Source organism: Anabaena sp. FACHB-595, assembly GCF_048568275.1.
Classification (GTDB): domain Bacteria; phylum Cyanobacteriota; class Cyanobacteriia; order Cyanobacteriales; family Nostocaceae; genus Trichormus.
In genome coordinates this window covers 39,037-63,467 of record NZ_CP183473.1, presented here as the reverse complement: position 1 = coordinate 63,467, position 24,431 = coordinate 39,037, and the positions used below count along the sequence as shown (strand labels likewise).

General features: G+C 42.0%; 19 protein-coding genes and 2 pseudogenes. 9 read left to right on the top strand and 12 right to left on the bottom strand.

What is annotated here, in order from left to right:
- Nucleotides 1-49: 49 nt before the first annotated feature.
- The 7 genes and pseudogenes from ACN222_RS00285 to ACN222_RS00255 form a co-directional block, all read right to left on the bottom strand.
- Complete coding sequence (locus ACN222_RS00285) at nt 50-1,075, bottom strand: 2-hydroxyacid dehydrogenase (protein ID WP_010994235.1); 1,026 nt, start codon at nt 1,073-1,075, stop codon at nt 50-52.
- Between the two features lie 195 nt (nt 1,076-1,270).
- A complete protein-coding gene (locus ACN222_RS00280; RefSeq protein ID WP_010994233.1) occupies nt 1,271-1,633 on the bottom strand; it encodes a DOPA 4,5-dioxygenase family protein in 363 nt (120 codons plus the stop codon).
- Between the two features lie 24 nt (nt 1,634-1,657).
- Nucleotides 1,658-3,301 (bottom strand): glycosyltransferase family 39 protein, encoded by a 1,644-nt coding sequence (locus tag ACN222_RS00275; RefSeq protein WP_010994232.1) that lies wholly within the window; start codon nt 3,299-3,301, stop codon nt 1,658-1,660.
- A gap of 376 nt (nt 3,302-3,677) precedes the next feature.
- A complete protein-coding gene (locus tag ACN222_RS00270; protein WP_010994231.1) occupies nt 3,678-4,997 on the bottom strand; it encodes a D-alanyl-D-alanine carboxypeptidase/D-alanyl-D-alanine-endopeptidase in 1,320 nt (439 codons plus the stop codon).
- A gap of 162 nt (nt 4,998-5,159) precedes the next feature.
- Nucleotides 5,160-6,230: an LOG family protein gene (locus ACN222_RS00265; RefSeq protein WP_044520472.1), complete on the bottom strand. Its 1,071-nt coding sequence runs from the start codon at nt 6,228-6,230 to the stop codon at nt 5,160-5,162.
- Nucleotides 6,231-6,503: 273 nt separating this feature from the next.
- Nucleotides 6,504-6,851 (bottom strand): annotated as a pseudogene (gene trxA, locus ACN222_RS00260) (thioredoxin); the annotation flags it as partial.
- A gap of 335 nt (nt 6,852-7,186) precedes the next feature.
- The gene (locus tag ACN222_RS00255) at nt 7,187-8,350 is read right to left on the bottom strand and encodes a GuaB3 family IMP dehydrogenase-related protein (protein WP_010994228.1); all 1,164 of its coding nucleotides are present in this window, start codon (nt 8,348-8,350) and stop codon (nt 7,187-7,189) included.
- Nucleotides 8,351-8,549: 199 nt separating this feature from the next.
- On the opposite strand from ACN222_RS00255, the gene ACN222_RS00250 reads away from it, so the two are divergent.
- The 5 genes and pseudogenes from ACN222_RS00250 (at nt 8,550) to ACN222_RS00230 (ending at nt 15,567) form a co-directional block, all read left to right on the top strand.
- A complete protein-coding gene (locus ACN222_RS00250) occupies nt 8,550-9,587 on the top strand; it encodes a hypothetical protein (RefSeq protein ID WP_010994227.1) in 1,038 nt (345 codons plus the stop codon).
- Between the two features lie 202 nt (nt 9,588-9,789).
- Nucleotides 9,790-12,186: an endonuclease MutS2 gene (locus ACN222_RS00245; protein WP_010994226.1), complete on the top strand. Its 2,397-nt coding sequence runs from the start codon at nt 9,790-9,792 to the stop codon at nt 12,184-12,186.
- 586 nt (nt 12,187-12,772) lie between these two features.
- Nucleotides 12,773-13,378 (top strand): DUF3038 domain-containing protein, encoded by a 606-nt coding sequence (locus tag ACN222_RS00240; protein ID WP_010994225.1) that lies wholly within the window; start codon nt 12,773-12,775, stop codon nt 13,376-13,378.
- A 25-nt stretch (nt 13,379-13,403) separates the two neighbouring features.
- Nucleotides 13,404-14,999 (top strand): annotated as a pseudogene (locus ACN222_RS00235) (DUF4335 domain-containing protein).
- A 283-nt stretch (nt 15,000-15,282) separates the two neighbouring features.
- Nucleotides 15,283-15,567, top strand: a complete 285-nt coding sequence (locus tag ACN222_RS00230; RefSeq protein ID WP_044520465.1) for a YiaA/YiaB family inner membrane protein — start codon at nt 15,283-15,285, stop codon at nt 15,565-15,567.
- Nucleotides 15,568-15,732: 165 nt separating this feature from the next.
- Here ACN222_RS00230 and ACN222_RS00225 read toward each other — a convergent pair whose 3' ends face one another.
- Genes ACN222_RS00225 through ACN222_RS00215 form a run of 3 tightly spaced genes read right to left on the bottom strand, consistent with a single transcriptional unit; the run spans nt 15,733 to nt 16,826 of the window.
- Complete coding sequence (locus ACN222_RS00225) at nt 15,733-16,191, bottom strand: ferredoxin (RefSeq protein WP_010994222.1); 459 nt, start codon at nt 16,189-16,191, stop codon at nt 15,733-15,735.
- The gene (locus ACN222_RS00220; protein ID WP_010994221.1) at nt 16,191-16,577 is read right to left on the bottom strand and encodes a DUF1257 domain-containing protein; all 387 of its coding nucleotides are present in this window, start codon (nt 16,575-16,577) and stop codon (nt 16,191-16,193) included. The genes ACN222_RS00225 and ACN222_RS00220 overlap by 1 nt, the downstream gene beginning before the upstream one ends.
- A 39-nt stretch (nt 16,578-16,616) precedes the next feature.
- Entirely contained in the window at nt 16,617-16,826 is a 210-nt protein-coding gene (locus ACN222_RS00215) for a DUF2997 domain-containing protein (protein ID WP_010994220.1), read from the bottom strand.
- 1,145 nt (nt 16,827-17,971) lie between these two features.
- Here ACN222_RS00215 and ACN222_RS00210 point away from each other — a divergent pair.
- Genes ACN222_RS00210 through ACN222_RS00200 form a run of 3 tightly spaced genes read left to right on the top strand, consistent with a single transcriptional unit; the run spans nt 17,972 to nt 21,509 of the window.
- The gene (locus ACN222_RS00210) at nt 17,972-18,958 is read left to right on the top strand and encodes a glycosyltransferase family 2 protein (RefSeq protein ID WP_197535804.1); all 987 of its coding nucleotides are present in this window, start codon (nt 17,972-17,974) and stop codon (nt 18,956-18,958) included.
- Between the two features lie 12 nt (nt 18,959-18,970).
- On the top strand, nt 18,971-19,927 hold the full coding sequence (locus ACN222_RS00205; protein WP_010994218.1) for a lysylphosphatidylglycerol synthase transmembrane domain-containing protein: 957 nt from the start codon (nt 18,971-18,973) through the stop codon (nt 19,925-19,927).
- Nucleotides 19,917-21,509: a hypothetical protein gene (locus ACN222_RS00200; protein ID WP_044520462.1), complete on the top strand. Its 1,593-nt coding sequence runs from the start codon at nt 19,917-19,919 to the stop codon at nt 21,507-21,509. Before ACN222_RS00205 ends, ACN222_RS00200 begins: the two co-directional genes overlap by 11 nt.
- A 133-nt stretch (nt 21,510-21,642) precedes the next feature.
- Here ACN222_RS00200 and ACN222_RS00195 read toward each other — a convergent pair whose 3' ends face one another.
- Nucleotides 21,643-22,518 carry an alpha/beta fold hydrolase gene (locus tag ACN222_RS00195; RefSeq protein WP_010994216.1) on the bottom strand — a complete coding sequence of 292 codons (876 nt, stop codon included), beginning with the start codon at nt 22,516-22,518 and terminating at the stop codon, nt 21,643-21,645.
- Between the two features lie 23 nt (nt 22,519-22,541).
- A complete protein-coding gene (rfbB, locus tag ACN222_RS00190) occupies nt 22,542-23,612 on the bottom strand; it encodes a dTDP-glucose 4,6-dehydratase (protein ID WP_010994215.1) in 1,071 nt (356 codons plus the stop codon).
- A gap of 562 nt (nt 23,613-24,174) precedes the next feature.
- On the opposite strand from rfbB, the gene ACN222_RS00185 reads away from it, so the two are divergent.
- Nucleotides 24,175-24,312 (top strand): hypothetical protein, encoded by a 138-nt coding sequence (locus ACN222_RS00185; protein ID WP_041456794.1) that lies wholly within the window; start codon nt 24,175-24,177, stop codon nt 24,310-24,312.
- Nucleotides 24,313-24,431: the final 119 nt, after the last annotated feature.

The window sequence follows — 24,431 nt, the reverse complement described above, 5'->3', positions numbered from 1 at the left end:
GTGTAAGGGTTTTCAAAATTTCTACCCCTAAACCCCCACACCCCTATACTCAACTAACTAAAACCTTAGCTTCTACTTCTGGTTGATAACGGATTTCATTGGGACAAGAACGACCTTGCTCAATATCAGCAATGTTGTTTAAGGTTGTCTCTGCTATGTTGCGTAAAGCGTCTTCTGTAAAAAATGCTTGGTGTCCTGTGATAAGTACATTAGGAAATGTTGTCAGTCTTTGGAAGATATCATCTTGAATGATTTCCCCTGATAAATCCTCAAAAAACAATTCTGATTCCTGCTCATAAACATCTACACCCAAAGAACCGATTTTGCCAGTCTTGAGTCCTTCAATTACAGCTTGGGTATGAATAAGCGCACCTCTGCTGGTATTGATTAACATTACCCCTGGTTTTACCTGCTCTATTGCTTCCGCGTTGATTAAGTGATGAGTTTGGGGCATCAGGGGACAATGGAGAGAAATAATATCAGAATTGGCAAATAGTTCTGGTAATTCTACATATTCGCCGCCTAATGATTCCATCTCTGGGTTGCGGTAAACATCATAGGCGAGTAGGCGACAGCCAAACCCTTTCATAATTTGTCCCAAAATCAACCCGATTTTGCCAGTACCGATAATTCCCACCGTGCGTCCATTGATGTTAAAGCCTAAAAGTCCATCTAAAGCGAAATTACCTTCGCGGACGCGGTTATAAGCACGGTGAATTTTGCGATTGAGGCTCAAAATCAAACCCACTGCGTGTTCGGCTACCCCATAGGGTGAATAGGCGGGAACACGCACTACAGTAACGCCTAACTTATTAGCAGCTTTTAAGTCTACATTATTGAAACCTGCACAACGGAGGACAATCAAGCGAGTTCCTCGTGAAGCAAGAATTTCTAAAGTAGCTGCATCAACTTGATCATGTACAAATACGCAAACCGCCGGAAATCCGGCGGCTAAAATGGCGGTATCTTGATTGAGACGGGGTTCAAAGAATGCCAACTCATGATGCTTTGGAGCATTTGCAGCTTCTAAAAACTGCCGATCATAGGCTTTTGTACTGAAGACTGCTACTTTCATGCCAAACCTCAGGCTGTATGCCGGATATTTTTCACATACATATTAGCTTGGTGTTTGAACAGGCGATGTTCACTAAGGGCTAGCTGAAAATGTCTATTATGCTTACCAGTTATAGATTTTAGGGGTTTTTTACCTGTGAATATAACTAAAGCAAAAATTAATGCTTTGAGTATCATCAATTAGATGTGCATCAGTTTAGTTATTAGCTGGTATGACTTTCCTGAGTGAATCAATATTGAGTTCTAACTTTTCTCCCAACCACAAGGCAAAATGGGTATGGTCGCTGACATCATCCCCTGTCAAGGGATGGACGAGAATATCTAATCCCTGACGGTGAAGCATTAACCAGGGGACAATTTGAGCGAATTCTGTTGATGGGAATGCAACTTGGTACATGGATTTAGGGTGGGGGCCAATGGGTTTTTCATGCGATCGCCCAAGCTGTACATTGAATCTATTACCTAATTCTTCACGGATACTCATAGCTGTAGGAAAACTAGCGCTATCAAAGTAAACGTGAGCATGAAAACCGGTGATGTTCAGAGATTCTTCAGTCATAACTTTAACTGCCAATTTATAAGCTTATTTACCCCGAATATTTGTCGATTTTGAATTAACTCCTTGAGCTGGAGTATTTTTTATTTGCCAAAGTCTTCCAGGCTCAAACACTGGGAAAACATAGTTTTCATTTTGCTTTAAAGCCCCCAAGATTTGCTGTGATGGACGAAATGTCAACAATTGATTATTTTGGGAAAGGAAAAGATTTAAATTAGCATTCTCCAAATTAGTAGGCTGAGTTAATAGCAGTAATCTTACATGATTCTGAAGTGAATAACTCTGGGCAATTAGATCGCCAGTGTTGGTGTATTCATCTCCAATATCACTGACTATCACTGGTGAGGAAATACCATTAATCCGATTAATTATTTCAAAATTATGATAGCTTAAATCCTTGCTCCACCAAGTATGTGCAGAAGCACTGACAGTAGATGATGCGATACTACCTGCGAAAATAAGTAGAGTCAGACTTTGCCATAACCAGCGTTGGTAAATAATTTTAGTTCCTAATAAATAAGCAACTGCAAGTTGCACACCAGGATAGGAAGATATCAAGTAACGGCTGACAGTAGAGCGCCTGCCTCCTAATAGTAAATCTGGCAAAGCTAAACTGAGGAAAGGAACGAGAATTGTAGTAATAATAAATAACCAGGTTGCTCTTTCGGTTTGGCGACATACTAAATAAGTTGCCCCAGTGATTAATATAATAACGGCTAGTTTCAGTAGAGAAGAACGGATACCGTTCCAGATAGTGTCAAAACCAAAGTCTAAGTCAAAAAATAAAGAACTAAAACTAACCAGCCATAGTTTTAACAAATACCATATATCAACTTTGTCTCCAGTCCAACTTGTGGTTTGTAACACTCGTTGACGGTTGGTGACTAGTACTACTAACCAAGGAAGATATAAAATAAGCGAGCTAGCGATCGCCACTAAAAAATATATGACATTCTTTCTAGGCGATTGCCTATTTTCTTGCTGAAATGTCCGCCCTAAAAATATATAAGTTCCTTGAGCAACTACCGTTAGACCAAAAAAAGGATGGGTGTACCAGCCTATAATGTTGCTGAAAGTGTACAAACTCCAGTTTTGCCAAGTAGGTAAGCGCCAAGCCCGTAATAATAAAAAATTGCTCCCAATGACTGCTACTGTTAGTAAGCTATACTGTCTGGCTGTCTGAGCAAACAGAATATCAAAAGGAGACAAAGCTAACAGCACTGTTGCGAACAAAGCCACTGTAGTAGAAGCAAATAACTCCAACCCCAAAGCATACATTAATGGCAACGCCAACAAGCTTAGTAAAGCAGGCAATGTCCGCGACGCAGTGAGAGAACTGCCAAACATCTGCATCCAAAAGCGAGCCATTAAGAAGTAGAGTGGTGGATGATGTGGGTCTTCAATTTTTAGTGAGTTAATTGTATCTACTACAGTGCTTCCTGGTTTCAATCGCTGAAACTTCAGTAAATATGGTGCTGGTATGATGTGATTTTGAAAAATTTCTTGGTCTATTTCTTGGCGTGTGAAGCCCGCCGCCCGTATAGATGTATAGGCTTCATCGTGCCAGTAAATTTTGTAGTCGAGATGAAAAAAGCGGAAAAATACACCTGTTACCAACAGTATTAGTAGAAACAACCTCAACCAACGCGGAGTAAGTTTGAGATCCCGCATAGCAAATCACCGCATGAATTAGAAATCTAAAGCATAGTCACTGTAATCACCGAAGAGGCAGAGGGGAAGGGGGCAGGGAGCAGGGGTAACAAGCCCTTCTCCTCTGCGCGGAGCGTACCACTTCGTGGAAGCAAGCTACGCGTAGCGTCTCGTAGAGAAGCCCCGCCTATAGGCGGGCGTTTTTACTGGGGCGGAGTACAAGCTCTGTCTCAGTTTTCTCCCTTGCTCCCTGCTCCCCTGCATCTTTTGACCACAATCACCAATGCTTCAGCGAAGTACCTGCTTAATTTCGTGTAGTGATACTAGTTGCAGTGTAAATAAACGCCTATCGGCAAAGTTTATAACCCTCACAACAGCATAATTACGAATTACGCTACTAGCCACCATACACAATTTCACTGCGGTTAGTATTCCCCAGATCGGGTAAAGATTTAGGTGAATGGGGGGTAAGAGCTGTGGGTGTGCTAGGGGCTACTTGTAATTGCTGTACTAGACGTTGTAAAAGTTTGTCTTGTTGTTGACGGAAAGCGCCAATTTGAGGGCCACGGTTAATGATAGCGAACCAAACCAAACCGCGATTGCGTGTGGGTACAACTCCAGCTAAAGCACTCACATCCCGCAAAGTCCCGGTTTTCATCACAGTAGCCATCGGCAAATGTCGAGAGTGCATTGTGCCTCGTTTATCAAAGCCAGCAATGGGAAACAAATCCGCTAGATTGAGTTGAGCCGCCGCCGCTTCATGTTGCAGCGCCATCAACATCGCACAAGCCGCCCTGGGAGAAATCCGATTTTCCGGGCCAAGTCCCGAACCATTGATTAATTGAATTTCTGTCTCTGGTACTCGCGCTAATTTAGCGGCTTTGGCTTGGACTACAGCATGGCCTCCCACTGCTTCTGCCAACATCTGCGCCATCTCATTATTACTATAAACATTCATCTCCTTGATTAATTGCTTCAAGGGTAAGGAACGGTGACGCACTAGCAAAGTTTGTTTGGGGTTAGCCTGGGCAGCAAATTTGATTGTGCCGTTAATAGCTACCTGGGGCTTTGGTGTCCCCTTGGGCATAATGGAATGTATATAATTTGCTGGACGAGTCCAGGTTTTAGAATTTAGTGATTGTTTGAGCATTTGCCCAGCTAATAGGGGATGGCGCTGGAAATTCATGGCGAAATTGCCTGTAATTACCAAATTTCCCTTTACCTGCTTGATTCCCATTTTATTGAGCGTATTACCCAGGGCGATCGCTTCTTCCCAAACAAACATCGGGTCGCCGCCGCCATTAATGATTAAATCACCTTGTAATACGCCATTAACAACTGAAGCATTAGTGGCGATCGTCGTTTCAAATTGATGTTCTGGGCCGAAAGTAGTAAAGGCCGCTAGTGAAGTAGCAATTTTAGTGAGAGAAGCAGCCGGCAAAGGAGTGGTTCCTTGATGATTAGCCATCAACATCGGCCCTGACTGCAACCAAATTCCTTGGCTTTCTGCTAAATTCTGAGCAATTAATTTTGTCGTGACTAATCCCTTCAGATATTCCTTGACTGTATTAATTCCTGCTGGATTCGGATCAGGTGCAATAACCAAGCCTGGGCTACTTTGCCAAGTTAGCGCATCTAAAGCATCCGCAGGCTTGATTTGCACACCAGCCATTTCCAGCCAGATAGAAACCAAACCCGAACTCAACAATTCCAGCATGATTCACTCCCCACTTATGACTGTAATATATTGTTTCCTGTGCTAATATACGCGCTTTATGATGTTCATCAGCATTGAGTTATCATAACTGGTATTTTTTTCTCCTCTCAAAGTAAGTTGGACGGTATCAAGTATTGGGTATAAATTACCAATGACCAAAAACTATTTCCTCTCTGGATGTACCTGCTCTTTGGTAGCAGGAATACCCATTTGATTAATTACCGCAATCATCTGATATAAACGTCCCAAGTCTCTTTGATTGAAGGATAAAACTAGGCGAGGTAGTCCCACGGTTTCATCTTGGTTTTCTTGAGGCAAAGACTGACTTTTTTCAATCTTTCCTTGGACTAGAATGTCGCTAAATTCAGCATTCAGTTGCTCAACCTCAGCGTCTGATAATTCTTGGGTTAAGCGAATTACCAACCTATCACCCACATAGCGACAGGAGTGATACACCTGATAAAAGCGGGTTATGGCATCACAGGCTACTTCTAGACTATCTGTGACGGTGTATAGGTTAGGGTCTTCAGGATTTACCAAACCTGTTTTCACTAGATGCTGATTGATGTATTCACTCCAAGACTGCCAATAATCACCGCCAGGATGATCTATTAAAACCACTGGTACGGGGCCAAATTTACCTGTCTGGCTTAAAGTCATGCACTCAAACGCCTCATCTTGAGTACCAAACCCACCAGGAAATAAAGCTATCGCATCGCTTTCTTTGAGGAGAAACAGCTTGCGGGTAAAGAAATATTTAAAGTGAATTAGCTTAGGATCACCCTCAATAATTGGGTTTGCTTGCTGTTCAAAAGGTAGGTGAATGTTCAACCCAAAGGAATTTTCTCGTCCTGCACCTTCATGACCAGCCTGCATAATACCACCACCACCTCCGGTCATCACCATAAATCCCATCCGAGTCACCGCACGGCCAAATTCCACGGCCATTTGGTACTCTGGGGCTTGTGGTAATAGACGAGCCGAACCGAATATGGTTACTTTACGGACGTGTCGGTAATCATAAAATAATTGGAAGCCTCGTTCCATATCTGCTAAAGCCGCAGATAATATTTTCCAATCGAGACGTTCAATATCGCTGTCCGCTAAACGGACTATTGTTGCCAAAGCATTATAAATAAGTTGCCGATTTTTTAATGTCGGTAAGCGATCGATTAGTTCAGCAAGATCGGCTTGGAGAGACTCAAATGTTTCAAACGACGCAGATGAGGTCATGAGAATTGCCACCACAATGGCATTACATTTTACCTAATTTTCGTGTGCAATTTTATGAATAAACTGGATTCCCATCACATCTCAAAGTAATAACTTAGGGTCACCTCTCAAGTAGGAAGAATTTATTAGTTCACCAATGGTGACATATATTTATTTCGTCCAAAAGAAACATTATGAGGCGCTAGAATCTGCACCTCATAAAGTATTGGATAAATATTTACCTAAACTTAATGGCAATAGATTACTCAACAAGAGCTTACTACTGATTGAGTTTCACAGATGCTTTTCTAGGGTTTGAGATAATGTGGTTTTAGGCACCGCACCGACTACCATATCGACTTTTTGCCCACCTTTAAAAATCATAAGTGTGGGGATGCTGCGGATGCCGTACTGACTTGCAACTTGCGGATTCTCATCAGTGTTGACTTTCACCACTTTTATTTTACCTTCGTACTGTTGAGCTATTTCATCGACAACAGGAGCGACCATTCTGCAAGGACCACACCAAGGGGCCCAAAAATCGACCAAAACTGGTACATCGCTGTCGAGTACTTCTTGCTTAAAAGTAGAATCTGTAACTTGTGCGGCTGCTGACATGCCTAAAAACCTTTGCCAATTATATTTCTGACTTTCGTGAAAATTCTACCATAGCAAAAACAACTGCCCAAAACACAAGGATGTACATTTGCAAAGAAGCTAAAGAATTTATGTAATACATAAGGAACCGCCCGAACAGTAGTCCGGGCGGAGTGTGGTGTGAGGAGTGAACGGAAACATGCGTCTCCGCTATATCTATTGTAGGCGACATATGTGATTTTTCCAGTGGTTGTTTAAGAGTCTGGAAAAAATTTCTGAATAATTTAAAGTTGGTAATCGGGGATAGGGTAGAAGGCATACTAAAAAATTTATTTCTAATTAATCATTCGCCGTTCCCTATTCCCTTTTACCTATTCCCTTTATTTACCCATACCTAATTGTTGAGCTTTTTGGTAAACTTTGCCCTCAGTTAACAAAGAAGGAGCAATCACAACTTCAACTTGCTGCATTTCTTTAATATCTTTTGCTCCCAAAGTACCCATGCTAGTTTTTAAGGCTCCCAATAAGTTATGAGTACCATCATCTAGCCCGGCTGGCCCAGTTAATATTTGTTCAAGCGTGCCGGTTGTACCGACGCGAATCCGGGTGCCACGGGGCAATACAGGGCTAGGTGTTGCCATACCCCAATGAAAGCCTCTTCCTGGAGCTTCGGCGGCTCTAGCAAAGGGAGAACCGATCATTACGCCATCAGCCCCACAAGCGATACATTTACAAATGTCACCACCAGTAATTAAACCGCCATCAGCGATGATGGGGATATAATTACCTGTTTCCTGATAGTAATCATCTCGTGCGGCGGCGCAATCAGCGATCGCCGTTGCTTGGGGTACTCCTACACCTAATACCCCACGAGAGGTACAAGCTGCACCAGGGCCAATCCCTACCAAGACAGCCGCCGCGCCAGCTTTTAACAAGTTCAAGGTGACTTCGTATGTCACACAGTTACCCAAAATTACGGGAATTGGCATAGAACGGCAAAATTCAGCCAAATCCAGGGGTACTACAGATTCTGGTGACAAGTGGGCGGTAGAAACTACCGTAGCTTGAATAAAAAATAAATCTGCCCCGGCTTTGGCTACTACCTCACCATATTTACTGGCTCCTACTGGAGTAGCACTAACAGCTGCAATCCCACCTTGTTCTTTAATTTCTTGAATACGCTTGGTAATTAATTCTGGTTTGATGGGTTCGGCATAAAGCTCCTGCATCAAAGAGACAAACTCATCTTTGCCTACCGAAGAAATCCGATCTAAAATCGGTTCTGGGTCAGCATAACGAGTTTGAATGCCTTCCAAGTTGATAACTCCTAATGCCCCTAGCTGCGATAAACGTACCGCCATCTTGACATCAACAACCCCATCCATTGCACTGGCAATAATCGGGATTTCTCGCTCGATATTGCCAATTTTCCACCGAGTATCAGCTAAACTCGGATCGAGTGTTCTGTTACCGGGGACTAGAGCAATTTCATCAATGCCATATGCTCTACGAGCTGTCTTTCCCCGCCCAAGTTGAATTTCCACGCTGTTAACTTTTCTCAATTCTGTTCTAGCTAGGGTATCAAATTGTGAGGGAGTTTGCAGCGATTTTTTTTAATTGATGGCTAAAAGTATTTTTTCAGTGTATTTGTGAGAATTTGGAGACTCTGCATAAAAGTTACTTTTGCAACTTATTGATGAATAGCTGTCAGGATTTACGGATTTCACCAAGTACGTAAGTTTGATGGCGATATTCACTGTTGCTAGAGGTTTTAGGAAAATGCGAGTTAGAAATTACAGTCAGTTTACAGGTTTAGCGATCGCCGGATGGTTATTGTCGAGTTTTTCTACTGTGGCGACTGCTGTTAATGTCTCCCAAGTTGTAGGACAAGCTAGTATTAATCCCACTGTTGAGAAGATAGTTCAGTTAGCATCTAATCATCTTCCTCAGCCACAATTAGTATTTCAAGGTCAAGAATCTTACACAAATGCAGGCAAAAATTTTCAAAGATATAAGTTGGCTGTAGCTAACTGGTCAGCATTTCCGAGTCAATCGTTTGATAGTGCCTCTGACCTTCCTCCTTGCGGACTGAATAATAACTCTTCTCGAACTTGGGTAGATATTTATAACGCCCAAAATAATCAGAGAATCTATGGTTTTTGTGCTTTTTCGTCCCCGCAAAGCTTAAATTCTCTCTGGTTTGCGGTTGAGCAAGGTCAAACACCACCTAGTTCTGTCTATATTGTCCTGAATGATAGAAGGGCAAATAAAACCTATCGTTCTAACTCAATCTCATTACAAAAAAGGACATCACCGTCAGCACTCAAGGAAGATTGTATTGCTTTTAATCCCAATAATATTGCTGTTAATCAAGTTAATGGTAGTTGGAAAATAGTTGAAGGTGGTAATCATTGGATGTTTGATTTTGGTAATAAAGCCAATGAGGCAAGACGAGCTTTCCAAATTATTAAGAATTACCGCATGAATAAATCCTGTTTTGTTGGCAGACCACAGCCATCTTTTACCTATTTATTAGTAAATAATCTCGCACCGTCTGGTTCTGTTTCTGGTGAAGATTGTGTGGCATTCAATCCTGCTACTACAACAGTCAACAAAATCAATAATCGCTGGAAAATTGTAGACGGTAATCACTGGATGTTTGATTTTGATAATAATAAATCTGAGGCAGAGCAATCACTAGCAATTATCCAAAAATATCAATTTACTCGCTCCTGCTTCGTAGGTAGACCAAATGCGAGTTTTAGTTACTTGCGTAAGTAGGAGATTGGGTACTGGGGGCTGGTGTTTGGGAAGCAGGAGGAGCATAAACAGCAATGATTCCTAACTTATGACTCAGTGAGGTCAAACCCTTCGTTACCGCTCACAGCAATCTTCACTGACAACTTAATTCATTTCTGACTTTAAGAATTGGCTATAGAGAGGCTAGAATTGTTACGATCACTTCAGATTTGATTTTGCAGCCTTGATTCAATCTGAAACTTTAGAACTACTGGAATGGTATCGCCTTTGTCAGCATCTTTCTACATTTGCGGCAACTAAACTGGGGGCGATCGCATCTCTTCATCTGCAAATCCCTGCATCTCAAGCAGCAAGTGAGCAGTTGTTAGAACAGACAAAAGAAGTTTATCAACTGGAAAGTCGTCTGGCAAGCGGTTTATCTTTTGAGGGTATCCACGATATTGGTGATGCCTTGGAAAGGTCGGAATTGCAAGGGATTTTAGGTGGGGATGAACTTTTGGCGATCGCTACTACTCTCGCAGGCGCAAGAAATTTACGGCGTATAATTGATAACCAAGAAGATATACCAATTTTAACTGAGTTGGTGGCTGAGTTACGCACTTACCCCGAACTAGAACAGGAAATACATCGCTGTATTGATGAACGGGGGCAAGTAACAGACCGTGCCAGCACGAAATTAGGCGATATCCGTACAGAATTGCGGAAATTGCGGAGTCAGATTACCCAAAAGCTGCAAAATATCTTACAAGTAAAATCTAATGCGGTTCAGGAACAACTGATTACCCAAAGAGGCGATCGCTTTGTCATCCCGGTGAAAGCACCACAAAAAGATGCTATTCCGGGTATTGTTCATGACACCTCAACCAGTGGGGCAACGTTATACATAGAACCTAATTCTGTTGTGCCGATGGGTAACCAACTGCGGCAGACAATTAGAAAAGAGCAAGCCGAAGAAGAAGCAATTCGTCGCGCACTCACGGAAAAAGTAGCAGCAGTTAAACCCGATTTAGAACGGTTATTAGCCATTGTCACCACTTTGGATATGGCAACGGCTAGAGCTAGATATAGTTTATGGCTCAAAGCTAACCCCCCTAGATTTATTGACCGCCAGGAACAAGAAATCATTACCTTGCGGCAGTTACACCATCCCCTGTTAGTTTGGCAACAACAGCACGAACAAGGTCATGCGGTGATTCCGGTGGATTTGTTAATCAGCCCCCATATTCGGGTAGTGACAATCACAGGGCCTAACACTGGTGGGAAAACGGTAACATTAAAAACCTTGGGACTGGCAGCCTTAATGGCCAAAGTGGGTCTATTCGTTCCCGCCCGTGAGCCAGTAGAAATGCCTTGGTTTGACCAAGTATTAGCAGATATCGGCGATGAACAATCCCTACAACAAAGCTTATCGACTTTTTCCGGGCATATTCGCCGAATTAGCCGGATTTTAAATGCTTTAGGGACTGGAGAACAAGATTTAGAAACTCCCAACTCCCTAGTTTTACTCGATGAAGTTGGTGCAGGCACAGATCCGGCAGAAGGGAGTGCTTTAGCGATCGCCCTTTTACAATATCTAGCTGATCATGCCCAATTAACCGTTGCCACAACTCACTTTGGCGAATTAAAAGCCCTGAAATATGAAGATCAGCGCTTTGAAAATGCTTCCGTAGAATTTGATGATGCTACATTGTCGCCTACTTATCGTTTGTTGTGGGGTATCCCCGGACGTTCTAATGCTTTGGCGATCGCCCTCCGTTTGGGTTTAAAGGCGGAAGTCGTAGAACAGGCAAAAACCCAGGTGGGAGAAGCGACTGACGAAGTTAACTTGGTAATTGCTGGGTTAGAAGCCCAACGTCGTCGCCAGGAAACCAAAGCCGCAGAAGCACAGAAAATATTACAACAAGCAGAACGCTTATATAAAGAAGTATCGAACAAGGCGGCAGCATTACAAGAGCGAGAACAGTCTCTCAAAGCTTCCCAGGAAATCGCGGTACAACAAGCCATTACCCAAGCCAAAGGGGAAATTGCCAAAGTCATTCGCCGCTTGCAGCAAGGTACAGCCACAGCCCAAGATGCCCAGCAAGCAACCAACAACCTCCATCAAATCGCCCAAAAATATCAACCAGCACCGCCACCAAAGGCAAAACCGGGGTTTGTGCCTAAAGTAGGCGATCGCATTCGTATCTCCCAATTTGGTCAAACAGCCGATGTGTTAACCGCCCCTGATGAAGATGGTGAATTAACAGTCCGCTTTGGCATCATGAAGATGACGGTGAAGCTAGAAGATATCGAATCTCTCGATGGTCAAAAACCTGAACCAATCACCAAAGCCAAGCCAGCCCCAGTTACTCCACCCCCACCGGCTCAACCGGTTCTAGCAATTCGTACCTCCAAAAATACTGTGGATTTACGAGGTAAACGGGTAGCAGATGCCGAATACATTTTAGACAAAGCCATTTCTGAAGCCACTGGCCCAATCTGGATTATTCATGGACATGGTACTGGCAAACTCCGTCAAGGTGTCCACACATTTTTAGAACAACACCCTAGAGTTAGCCGTCACGAGCCAGCAGAACAATCTGACGGTGGTAGTGGGGTGACAATCGCGCATATTTCTTGAAGCAAGCAGGGGGCAGGGAGAATAACTTCAGTACTTCTTCACTCTCCACTCCCTCATTCAAGAAAGGTAGAGAATCATCCTGTTCTCCACCCTTCTTTAATGAATTTTATTTATAAAGCCTCTAGCAATAAATTTTACTAAATTATGAATTTAGTCACGAGTATCTAATTATTCATTATTTGATGAGGGTTATTGTTAATAATTAGACATTAGATTTTCTGATTATATTTATTGATACTTAAGTACTTAATTAGTAGATAATAATTGAGTATATTTTACCATGGTAATTCACTTTCTACACTGTTGAAAATAAATTTTCATCAAGTAGAGTAAGACAGTGACAATTGCTGTTTACCACAGTTCAGAAAAGATAGTGCAGTTAAGCATCAAGCAAAGACTCATACTCAAACTTTTTCACGTTCTGACTTGAAGAAGGGAGTCGTGAGTAATGAGTACTGAGTAGGAATTTCTCCCCCTGCCCCTCTACCTCCTTCTTCCTGCCTCTTTCAGAGGAAACCAACTCTAATTATTCAGAGTCTGGTTTCAAAATGGGTAACAGCAACAGCCCCTACCAGCCTGATCACCTATGCTTAAAGTTATGCAATCGGCCGCTGATCCAGCCACTCCCAATTCCCAATGGGAGGACTTAATTAAACTCCCAACCCCAAATGTCGTGGAATGGGACAACATCAAAACTCAGTTAGACTTGGTACTGTTGGCACTGGAAACCCTGACGGGAATTGGCTCTGAGGCTATGCTCTCGGCGGCAACCAGTCTGAATCTAGAGTCGAAAGTGCCAGACCGCGTAGCTTTATGGCGCTTACGTCAGTCAAACCCTCTACGCAAAGGTCAAGGAGGGCGGAAAAAGCTGGATGTAGAAGAAGCGCGATCGCTTGTTCTCATCATCTGCTACCTCGCCAAACAGCACCAGGAATTAATTCGTCGTGCGGTGGGTCTACTAGAACAAATGGCGGAAAAAAATCGGGAACCTCATCAGGCTGCTTTACTTGGAGACTACATAGATGCTTTCTGCAACACCTACCAAGAGCGGATGGAAGAGGACGAGCAAATCTCGACGGATTTACTAACTAACCTAGCGCTGAAACTACTTGTAGATTTGCTGTTTTATAGCGCTCCTGGTGGACACCGCCGTCTTTGGCTAGCACTCATCGACCGTTCCGCAAAATTTTGAAAACATCTCCTTTGCAGTTCCTGCCATGCCTCTATCTAATTCTGTCATTCGTCGCTACACACCACCTACTTGTACGCTAGAAGTATTGGCGCAAAGCTCCCCTTTGTCACGTTGGATGGGCAAACCAGTACTTAGACACCTAACCTTTGAGTTGCGCTTTGATGACCCGCAATTGCCGGAAGAAAACAGAGTACCAATTCGAGGCGATCGCGATCAACTTGAAGCCCTATGTGATGCTGTCACCACTTACGTACAGCAATTTCTCCAACAACCACCAGATAGTTTTCGTTTTAATGTCTCTGAACTTGAAGATTCAACTAAAGTATCTACTGAAGAATTAACAGATTTTCATCAAGCTTCACTCTTATCTAAAACCACAAAATCTTTTATACCCCAAATACCAGGGACAAAAATCTATTTAGAACCGGGCGATTATTTAACACACAATTTATTTCTTGGTTCCTTAGCTAATCAAGCATCTGGCTATGTTATTCAACTAAGTTTGCTGCAACTGTTCGAATCTAGCAACAGCGTTAGATGAATATTCGACAGATGTAATGGCATTACCATCTCTCAATAACACTAGTTCTATAGTACGGTTCCCCGCTTGGGCTTCTGTTGCTGCCGTATTAGTATTAGCTTTAGGTTTAACGCCTTTAACTTGGCAATATGCAAACAACACCAAACAAAAAGACCAGCAGACAGCGACAAACAGCAATCCCAACGATGAACAAATAGCTTTACAACCAACCTTACCTAATTTTCCTGCGCCTCAATCTGAGCTAGCCCCTGCCAATAATTCCTCGACTCTGCCTTTAGGTTCGGCTCCGCCACCTCCTCCCATACTGGTTTACCGACAACTCCCCTCATATCTCCTAATACCAGTTTTCCAGGTAATTCTCCTACAACCACGAATTCTGCTTTACCGCCCAATTCTGTAGCTTCAAAACAAGCATTAAATATCCCTCAGACAAACATTCCGCCAATCTCAGGCAATCCGGGCATTACTATACCAGGGCAACAAGTTGCCATTCAACCAAATCCCTCAGGGGGAATTAACTCAGGAGGAGTTACGCTCAAGCGGAGTTTACCCCCCAGATTATCTACCTCTACAAGTAACCTTTCATCTGGTATCCCACCAGTACCGCCACCACTGGCTACCATACCTAACAATGCAATTCCTCAGGCTTACTCACCGGTAACCTCACAAGCTGCAAGAAGTAGAGTCAATACTTCCCCAGAGTTAGCTGAAACTAGCTCATTAATAGATGGTTCGAGAAGTGAAGCTAAGACAGCTTTGCCTAGCGAAATTGCTACGAGTAACACTAGTACACTGTTTGATACACCCCAGGTAGCAGAAGCTAGGGAGTTTTTCAAAAAGCGTTGGCAACCACCCTCAGGATTTGTACAAACCCTAGAGTATAGTGTCATGCTGGGTGTAGATGGCTCAATTGAGCGGATCTTACCTTTAGGCAAGGCAGCTAGAGATTATGTTGATCTAGTGGGGATGCCTGCTATCGGAGAACCCTTTGTTTCTGCTAATCGCTCTGGGCAAATGACACGGATTCGGGTTCTTCTTAGCCCAGATGGTAAGGTACAAACCTTTCCAGAGACTGAATAGTTAGTCATTAGTTGCTAGGTAAAGCTGAAACTTTGAGAATATAAACTAGAGCTTGATGACAATCCTAAAACTGGTACAGTTACTGTGCCAGTTTTTACTTGTTTTTATTAGTGAAAGATTACCTTTCTGAGTCCAGTTAATAAAGTGGATTTATTCTAAAAATTAGTGAATCTAGTAATCAATATAATCAAAGTTAATCTTAATGATTAAAGATTCAGCAACCAATGGAACATTAAAACACAGAAATAATTATTCTTAAGAAATCTCATCAAAGGTGGAAAATATGCAAACTATTGGACCTCAGAAAGATAGTCCGGCTTGGGTTATTCAAACCTGGGCTGCTTTTATGCTTTCTATTTCTATGACCAGTTTTGGAATTGTGAATTTACCTGTAGATAACTGGGTAAAAGGCTTTATGAGTATGGGTTTGGCTTTCTCTGTTGGTTCAACTTTTACTCTAGCTAAAACTACTAGAGATTTGCATGAAGCCAGAAGATTAGCTGCGCGCATTGATGAAGCGAAAGTAGAAAAGTTGTTGTCACAGCATGACCCTTTGAACCTTAAATAAAATATAGTTAAATTCAATTTAGTTAAGTGCGTGAAATGAGGTTAGGCTCAGGAGTAATCAACAAAGGTGTATACCGGATTGATGCTAAATTGAAACTTTAAAAAATCATAAAAATAAAAGGGCTGTTATTAACAGTCCTTTTATTTTTATAGAGTTATTTTTATTTTAATAACGGGATTTTTTATTCTTGGACTTTTGCTTTCGCCGCCGCTTTTCGGTAGTTGCAACTGCGTGATCTACTGGGTAGCCAACAACAGGAATTACCTGGAATTTACGATCTTCTTCTAAATTCTTGAGTTCGGTGTAATCAACCCAATGAATACAATCAACCGGACAAGTGTCAATTGCTTCTTGAATAACTTCTTCCGCGTCCCCATCTTGACGAATTACACGCGATCGCCCATAATCAGGCTCAATGTAGAATGTGTTCCGCGCCACATGAGCGCAATGCTTGCAACCAATACAGGTGATCTCGTCAACATAAACACCTTTTTGCCGCAATATTCCGCCCAATTCTGGTTCAAAACCAGAACGTTCTGGGGCATCCCGCAAAAAACCCCCTAGTTCTGGCTCAAAACCGGAACGATTGTCTTCTTGTTCTGGCGACGGCAGAAAATCAGCCATTACGCACTCCAGCGCTGTACAACTAGGCGAATAGAACCATCGTCATTTTTTTGCTGTTCGGAGACTTGGAAGCCTACACGAGCAGTTTCTTTCACTACTGTTTGGTAAGCATAACGTTGGGTAACTTGGCGTAGGAAACCATCAACTGACAAATTTTGTTGCCAATATTGTAGGTCTGCTACTAGCTCATATTCTTTGCCATTCCATCTAAAGCCGATGTCATAGCCATTCTCCTGCTCAATGGTAATTTCCGCAGGATGGGTCTGACCGCGATAGCCGCGTACTTCCTGTGGGCCTGGTTTCCAGTCTATGCCCAAATCGGTGAGCGCTTCTTGTAAAGATTCGAGGTTACGGATCTGAGTCTTAATTTGGCTAAAGTGTGACATGGTGGTTGTAAATCAACGACAATGAACTGCTGTGAGAACTTACCAATCGCTGTAAGTAGTTTGCGTATTTGCCAGGCTAGATTCCTGAACCTGCGTAGCGAAAAATTCTGAGGTTGGCTCATGAGTGAGTACTTGCCCTAGCTGTGCTTCTATTGCTGCTGTAACCTCAGCACAGGAAGCCCCTACAATGCCAGTGACTGTTTCTTGTACCCGACCGTCTGGATAAATGATGAATTCTAATGTTTCCATACTCTTAGCCAACCACAATAAGTCCGCTTGAATTTTACTGCCTTAGCAGCAAGCTATATGTATAGCTCCAGGAACATTGTTACTTAGATACAAACTTGCCATTTTTTAACTAATGTTCCATCTCTCAAAATAAATATCTCAGAAAATTTACAAAAATTATGAATTTTATAAGTCAACACATCTGTTATTAGTTAGTTTCTCTTAACCTAATCCATAAGTCAAGGTAATCTCGTGCTGATGGTTTTGGCGGTAAAAGCTTTGAAAAATCGGCACTAGGGGTAGTATAGCTAGCTGTGTCGACTGTAAAAATAGCAAATTTATTGAAAATTCTTATCATTATCATCGGCTTTGACTTATTCTCGGATGGGCAATACTGCACTGTGTTAGGAGCAGTTAAGGATTACAAGAGCAAAAATGCTGTAATCTCAACATTAAGTATTTATCTATACAAAAAAACATTACAAATGATGAGGTAGTATCCATGAGACAAGAGATTTTTGGCAGATTTCACTGTTAGTAGTATTGGTGTCAACGTTCGTCTACTTAGTATCACTAACGCATTACACTGCTAATGGGAGAATATATTTCCTTTAGATTTTAGGACTTAACCTCTAATGCCTATTAGATCCTAACGTCCTTAATTAAATTCTTTTTTAAAGCAAAAATCTCTTAACTTTTTTATCAAGCCACATTGAGGGACTAGGGTTAAATTAAACTTTAAAGAAGCTATTTTTAACAAAAACATGGTAACTGAGATTGCCAGTTAGTTCTAATTCATCATTTCTTTAATTTTAAAGTAACTGTGTAAATCTCATTTGTTTAAACTTTACCGATATAGTTTTAACTGGTATTCTAAAATATTAGTTTCTCTTTAATTGTTAATTTATTTGCAGAGGTAAGCTATGTTTTGAAAAAAGATTGAAACTAGAAGTATATTATAGAAATTAAAAAAGAGAACCAGAACTTTTTTGCGGTGTTCTCTGTCTTCTCCTCAAGGGTTTATCATTATGAACCCATTAATCATCAATGGTATACTACAAACTGGTTGAAGATTTACTTTAAAAATAGCTAAGAGATTAACAGGTAAAGTTTTCTTTGCCTTGGCAAAATTCCTGCATTCAGAGTTTTTAGTATATCAATACTTTATGAAAAATCAGGTATCTTTCCATAAGTTGACTGACAATTTGCAGTCCATGTATTTAACTGAGTATCGCATTGCGGTTTTAATTCCTTGCCGCAATGAAGCCTTAACAATTTCCCAGGTCGTATCTGATTTTCGGAAATTCCTTCCAGATTCAGAAATTTATGTCTATAACAACTGTTCTACAGATGATACGGCTGAAGTGGCAACATCAGCAGGTGCAATTGTCTGCCATGAAGCTGTGCCAGGGAAAGGCAATGTAGTTCGGCGGATGTTTGCAGATATTGATGCTGATATCTATGTTTTAGTAGACGGCGATAATACCTACGAGACGGAGGCTGTAACGCATCTAATCAATTGTTTGGTCAAGGGAAACCTTGATATGGTGGTGGGTACTCGACGGGGCAAAACAGGTAGTGCTTATCGTCCAGGGCATCGGGGTGGAAATTGGATGCTTACTTCTTTTGTGCGAATGTTATTTGGTGCGGAATTAAAGGATATGTTATCCGGCTACCGCATCTTTTCCCGACGCTTTGTTAAATCTTTCCCGGCTTTATCTAACGGATTTGAAATTGAAACTGAATTAACAGTACACGCACTGGAATTAAAACTACCGTTTACGGAGGAGCCGACAATGTACGGCGAGCGTCCTCCCGGTTCCAATAGTAAATTAAAAACTTTTACCGATGGTTGGCGTATTTTAGGAACTGCAATTCTTCTGTTCAAAGAAGTACGTCCTGCTCTTTTCTTTGGTATTGGGTTTGTAATCTTGATGCTGATAGCAACGTTGCTGATCTTGCCTGTTCTAGAAACGTATCTAGCTACTGGCTTAGTGCCACGATTCCCTACAGCAATTTTGTCTGCATCTATGACAGTGTTAGCTTTTCTTAGCCTCACCTGTGGGATAATTTTAGACTCGGTGGCGCGGGGAAGACGGGAGATGAAGCGGATGATTTACTTGTCTTACCCAGCTTTTACTACCCACAAATAAATAAGTTTTGATATGAAAACCTCAACCGCTCTTAAACAGTGGCTACGCGGCATCATAGGGTTACTTATTGGTGTAATTTTTCTGTGGTTAGCGTTTCGGCAGACGAGTGCGGCACAGGTGAATGCAGTGTTAAGCCAAGCTCAATTACCTTGGCTACTAGTCGCTATGGGCTGTTATGCGTTCAATATGGTAGGGCGGGTTATTCGCTGGCAGACATTATTGAAGAGCTTGAAGTCGCTATCGTTTAAGCAAGTTGGCAGTGCTTTGATGGTAGGCTATGCGGCCAATACACTTTTACCGGCGCGGCTGGGAGAATTGTTTCGGGCTGATTTTGCCGGACGGCGCTATAGTTTATCTCGAACCGCAGTCATCGCCTCTATTGTAGTAGAGCGGGTACTGGATGGAGTGGCGGTTGTGGTATGTCTGGCGGTAGGGCGCTTATTTGTCACCCAACCTGTTCTTAGTACACTGACAACAACAGGCGCGTTGCTGTTTGGCAGCATTGTGTTGGCAATGTTGTTTGTTGATACTGATCTAGGAAAACGTGGGATTACCTATTTACCGCCTGCGATCGCTAACCGCCTCACTAATTTCCAACAAGGGATTTCCATCCGCCGCAGAGCCGGGTTTTCTTTGGCGGTGTTGTATACATTGGGAATTTGGATATTAGAAGGCTTTACCCTCTGGGCAATCATGAAAACAGTAGGTGTAACGCTTAACTGGTATCAAATGTTAGTGCTTATGGGGGTGACTAGTTTGAGTACGCTATTGCCTTCAGCTCCAGGATTTGTAGGAACATATCAGTTTTCTTATACATTTACTCTTAGCTTATTTGGATATGAACCAGCCCAGGCAGTAGCTGCGGCTATTGCGTTTCAGGTATTCCTATTTGGAGGCGTAACTTTAGTTGGACTCAGTATTTACCTTTATCTTCATTGGGTGAAACCTGCAAAACAATATGAAAACTAAAACTTTAAATCCTATAGTTAAGGTGGCTCTGATTGCTTTGTTGTGGGCTATGGTTGTTGTCCCTGGAGAGTTGTTTTTAGACACTACTCTTAGGCTAAATATGGCTCATGCTTGGTGGACAGGTACAGAGGAAGTTGCTCCACCGCCAGGATATCAAGCCAAAGTTAGGGGAGATATTCAATTTGGAGTGATTGGGGCTGATGGTAAACGGGTAATTGCCTATGAAGTGGGACAATCGATGCTGATGTTGCCTGGTGACTGGGTAGGACAGCAGTTACATCAAGTTTTTCCGGCGATCGCTTCTCAAACATGGCGACAATGGGCTGTGCTTTTCTTGATCTTTGCACCCATTAACATGGCCGTGGTGGTGGCGTCTTATTGGTTGCTTAAATTATTTAATTTTGACTCGCTGATTGCTGCGGTTAGTAGTCTGATATTGTTTCTAGGAACTACTGTTTTGCATTATGCTCAAGCGCCTCAGCATAATAATCAATTGCTGGTGTTGGTTGTTGTGGGCTATGCGACGGCTTTAGCATATGTATTGAAAAAACAAAATTATCTTGCGGTTTTGAGTGGTGCTGCTTTAGGACTGGCTGTTTTAATTCGGACAACTAGTACCTTACATACCTTAACTGTCCTGCTGTTTCTTGGCGGTTGCGTTTTCTATCAAAACCGTAAGTGGCAAGAGGTAGTAAAAGCACTTGGCATTTGGCTTGGGGGACATTTACCCCTAGTGTTTCTCAGTCGTTATATTGACTATCTGCGTTATGGGAGTTTCTGGCTTAATGGCAAAATTGCAGAGAAACAGCAATTAGCGACTGACCCTGTTTGGTCTGGTCTACCTGATTTACCAGCTGGTTATCCTTTAATTAATCCACCATCAGAAGGTATTTTAGGGGTACTACTTTCTCCAGCAAAAAGTATTTTTGTCTATGATCCTCTACTAATTCCATGTCTTGTAATCGGAGTGTTACTATGGCGCAAACTCCATCCCTTCTTACAGTGGTATTTGGTAACAGTAGTTATAAATATAGGCTTACATTTGGTTGCTTATAGTCGCTTTGTGTTTTGGCATGGTGATTCTGCCTGGGCATCTCGCTATCATGTTACCTCCGCACACCTATTGATGATTCCTTTACTTGGTCTGCTTGTTCAATGGTTGCTGAATAGGCGGGAGCTATATGGTTGGTTGTTGCGGGGAATAATTGTATTTGCTATCGTCTGTCAGCTGGCTTCAGTAGCTATACCTCATCAAATGGAGGTGACACAAAAACAAGTAAATGTTCCCGGTTCTCGGCTTGATTTTCGATTAGCACAGCGATTCCTAAATGTGGGTTGCTTGCTCAACGATTCTTTATCTGCTCGATGCACCACTCGAATTGCTCCAGAAACAGGGCGATATTTGCGTAAATATAATCGGTTTGCGTTTCTACCCTTTACTTTCTTAGCAGAAGATGTAGCTGACAATCCATCATTAAAATTTATTTATTACATTTTACTTATTGCTTGGACGGTGATGGCGATCGCTGCTGTTTGGCTGACAGTTAGCTACTTATACTCTGTAGGATTTTTTTATCGCTAGGATGCTAAAACCAGCTTGATGTGATTTTCATCACAACTATTGTTATGGCGATCGCAATTTAGATGATCTCAGGGATAGTAAAGATTAAAACTCGTTTGTCATTTACCAATTACCAATCCCAAAAATCACTGGATTAACAGTGAGTTAAAAAATTATAAATAGCCTGATAAGTCTCCTCTGGTGCTTCTTCTGGCAGAAAATGTCCACAAGGTAGAGACTGACCACTTACATCAATTGCCCGTTCTCGCCAAGTTGCCAACACATCATATTTGCGCCCAATAATTCCTTTCTCTCCCCACAAAACCAACACTGGACACGAAATTTTTTGTTTCATGTCGAGTTCATCATGTTCTAAATCAATTGTGGCCGCAGCACGATAATCTTCACAGGTCGCGTGAATTACAGCAGGCTGAGAAAAGCACCGTATATATTCGGCTAAAGCTTGAGGATGAAAAGCTGAAAAATCTTTACCCCATTTTTCTAAACATTTACGTAGATAATATTCGGGATTGGCTCCGATTAAGGTTTCTGGTAAATTATCGGGTTGAATCAGGAAGAACCAATGATAATAAGCTGTGGCAAACTCTTGATCGGTTGTCCTGTACATTTTATGGGTGGGCGCAATATCTAGTAAGGCTAGTTTTTTGACGCGGTGAGGATGATCTAACGCCAGACGATGAGCAACTCGCGCTCCTCGGTCATGACCGACCACATAAAATTGTTCATACCCTAACTTTGACATGACCTCGACTTGATCTTGCGCCATCACTCGTTTGGAATAATTGATGTGATGGGGGACGCTTGCAGGTCGGGAGCTGTCGCCGTATCCTCTCAGGTCAGTTGCGACTACAGTAAAATTGTTTGCCAGGAGAGGGGCTATCTTATGCCACATGACATGAGTTTGAGGATAGCCATGTAATAAAAGTAGTGGCGCGCCGTGACCAGCTTTGACTAGATTGATTCGAGCCTCAGTTGTATCAACTATGGTTTGTTCAAAGTTGGTGAACATGATTTTTCCCTTTCAATCTTGACCTACTCCTTTGGTAAAAGTGCTTCCCACCAATGGCGATGAGTTAGATACCACTGGATGGTGTGGCGTAATCCAGTCGAGATTGTTTGTTGAGGTTCCCAACCTAATTCTGTTTTGATTTTTGTTGCGTTGATCGCATAACGGCGATCGTGTCCGGGGCGGTCTTTGACGAAGGTAATTAGTTTACTGGCGGGAGAAACGGGTAAATCAGGGGCTAATTCGTCCATTAACTCACAGATCATCTGAACAAGGTCAATGTTTTTGATTTCGTTATTACCGCCAATGTTATAGGTTTCTCCTGGCTTACCTTGATGAATCACAATATCTAAAGCACGGCAATGATCTTCAACATAAAGCCAATCGCGGATATTTAACCCATCTCCATAGATGGGTAGAGGCTTACCTAAGAGAATATTTAGACAAATCAAGGGTATTAATTTTTCGGGGAAGTGATAGGGGCCGTAGTTATTGGAGCAGTTGGTAATTAAGGTTGGTAAACCATAGGTATGATAATAAGCTCGTGCTAGATGATCACTACCTGCTTTGGAGGCGGAATAGGGACTGTTGGGTGCGTAAGGAGTTGTTTCTGTAAAAGCTGGGTCATCTAGTTCAAGGCTGCCGTAAACTTCATCTGTAGAGACGTGGAGAAAGCGGTAGTTTGCAGGTTTGCCTTGTTTTGTCCAGTGATGGCGAAAAGCTTCTAATAAGGTGAATGTACCCACTACATTGGTCTGAATGAAAGCATCTGGTGCGACAATTGAGCGATCAACATGAGATTCGGCTGCAAAGTGGGCGATCGCCTGAATCTTTTCTTCCTCTAGTAACTGATCTATAAGGGCCCGATCGCCTATATCTCCCTTTACAAAACGTAAATTTGCTTTTCCTTCTATGTCTGCTAAATTTTGGCGATTACCAGCATAGGTGAGCGCGTCCAAAACAATCATGCGATCGCCTGGGTACTTTTCATACCAGTGATGGACGAAATTGGAACCAATAAAGCCTGCACCACCTGTAATCAGAATAGGCATAGCCGCAACAGATGTTGTCAATAGTTCTGTATCATTTTGTATCATGGATTTTATTTTTGCTTGAGTTGGGCAGAAAACACCGCAGAATTCACAAGAAACAATATCAATAAAGTTTACCGTTGACAAAATCTTCCATCTTTAGGCTGAAAATATATAAATTTTGTAAATAAATTCTTAATTCTTTCTCATAATTGACCTGATGTAAAAGCAAAGGTCTGGGAATTTTGTTTTATCAGTAAATTTCCTCAAAATATTTGCTAGGTATTTTAGCGGTTTAGAGATTAACAATTAGCTTCTATAAATTTTATGGCTGTTTATGAGAACTCAGAGCTATTTTCAGAATATAAGTGTTTTATTTTACCTTCCACTAACTAAAGTAATAGCGATAGAGATAGCTGATTCTTCTCATAAAAAATTTTTCAGTACCGTACGCAACAAAATCTAGGCTAATTTCATCGAATCTTTAGAAAGAAATATTTTGTTTCATAAACTGAAAGAGCTAAAGTTTTGTTAAGATGCAATTGCTAGCAGTTTCTCGACGGAATTCCTGACTCAGGAGGTGGAGAAATAAAAAGTACTAGCAGCACAGAATTCAACAGGTGAAGCAATGACCACCTATATTTTTTTCGATGAAGCCTTGCGGATGCTAACCAGCGCCTTTCTGCTATCGGTAGTACTGTTGATTACAGCTTCTGGTATAGGTTTGGCGGTGATTGAAACAATTGAGAAGACAGGAGAACACTAAATCTACTCCTAAAGGTATACTTTTAGTCGCAACCCATTAAGTGTTAGTGTTCGCTATACAAAAATCCTGGGAACACTAAATTATATTAAGTCTCACAGCGATGCAGACTTATCTGTAAG

Coding starts and splice junctions, on each gene's coding strand:
- ACN222_RS00285 (WP_010994235.1), bottom strand. CDS start 1,075: ATGAAAGTAGCAGTCTTCAGTACAAAAGCCTATGATCGGCAGTTTTTA.
- ACN222_RS00280 (WP_010994233.1), bottom strand. CDS start 1,633: ATGACTGAAGAATCTCTGAACATCACCGGTTTTCATGCTCACGTTTAC.
- ACN222_RS00275 (WP_010994232.1), bottom strand. CDS start 3,301: ATGCGGGATCTCAAACTTACTCCGCGTTGGTTGAGGTTGTTTCTACTA.
- ACN222_RS00270 (WP_010994231.1), bottom strand. CDS start 4,997: ATGCTGGAATTGTTGAGTTCGGGTTTGGTTTCTATCTGGCTGGAAATG.
- ACN222_RS00265 (WP_044520472.1), bottom strand. CDS start 6,230: ATGACCTCATCTGCGTCGTTTGAAACATTTGAGTCTCTCCAAGCCGAT.
- ACN222_RS00250 (WP_010994227.1), top strand. CDS start 8,550: ATGGCGATATTCACTGTTGCTAGAGGTTTTAGGAAAATGCGAGTTAGA.
- ACN222_RS00240 (WP_010994225.1), top strand. CDS start 12,773: ATGCTTAAAGTTATGCAATCGGCCGCTGATCCAGCCACTCCCAATTCC.
- ACN222_RS00230 (WP_044520465.1), top strand. CDS start 15,283: ATGCAAACTATTGGACCTCAGAAAGATAGTCCGGCTTGGGTTATTCAA.
- ACN222_RS00225 (WP_010994222.1), bottom strand. CDS start 16,191: ATGGCTGATTTTCTGCCGTCGCCAGAACAAGAAGACAATCGTTCCGGT.
- ACN222_RS00220 (WP_010994221.1), bottom strand. CDS start 16,577: ATGTCACACTTTAGCCAAATTAAGACTCAGATCCGTAACCTCGAATCT.
- ACN222_RS00215 (WP_010994220.1), bottom strand. CDS start 16,826: ATGGAAACATTAGAATTCATCATTTATCCAGACGGTCGGGTACAAGAA.
- ACN222_RS00210 (WP_197535804.1), top strand. CDS start 17,972: ATGAAAAATCAGGTATCTTTCCATAAGTTGACTGACAATTTGCAGTCC.
- ACN222_RS00205 (WP_010994218.1), top strand. CDS start 18,971: ATGAAAACCTCAACCGCTCTTAAACAGTGGCTACGCGGCATCATAGGG.
- ACN222_RS00200 (WP_044520462.1), top strand. CDS start 19,917: ATGAAAACTAAAACTTTAAATCCTATAGTTAAGGTGGCTCTGATTGCT.
- ACN222_RS00195 (WP_010994216.1), bottom strand. CDS start 22,518: ATGTTCACCAACTTTGAACAAACCATAGTTGATACAACTGAGGCTCGA.
- rfbB (WP_010994215.1), bottom strand. CDS start 23,612: ATGATACAAAATGATACAGAACTATTGACAACATCTGTTGCGGCTATG.
- ACN222_RS00185 (WP_041456794.1), top strand. CDS start 24,175: ATGACCACCTATATTTTTTTCGATGAAGCCTTGCGGATGCTAACCAGC.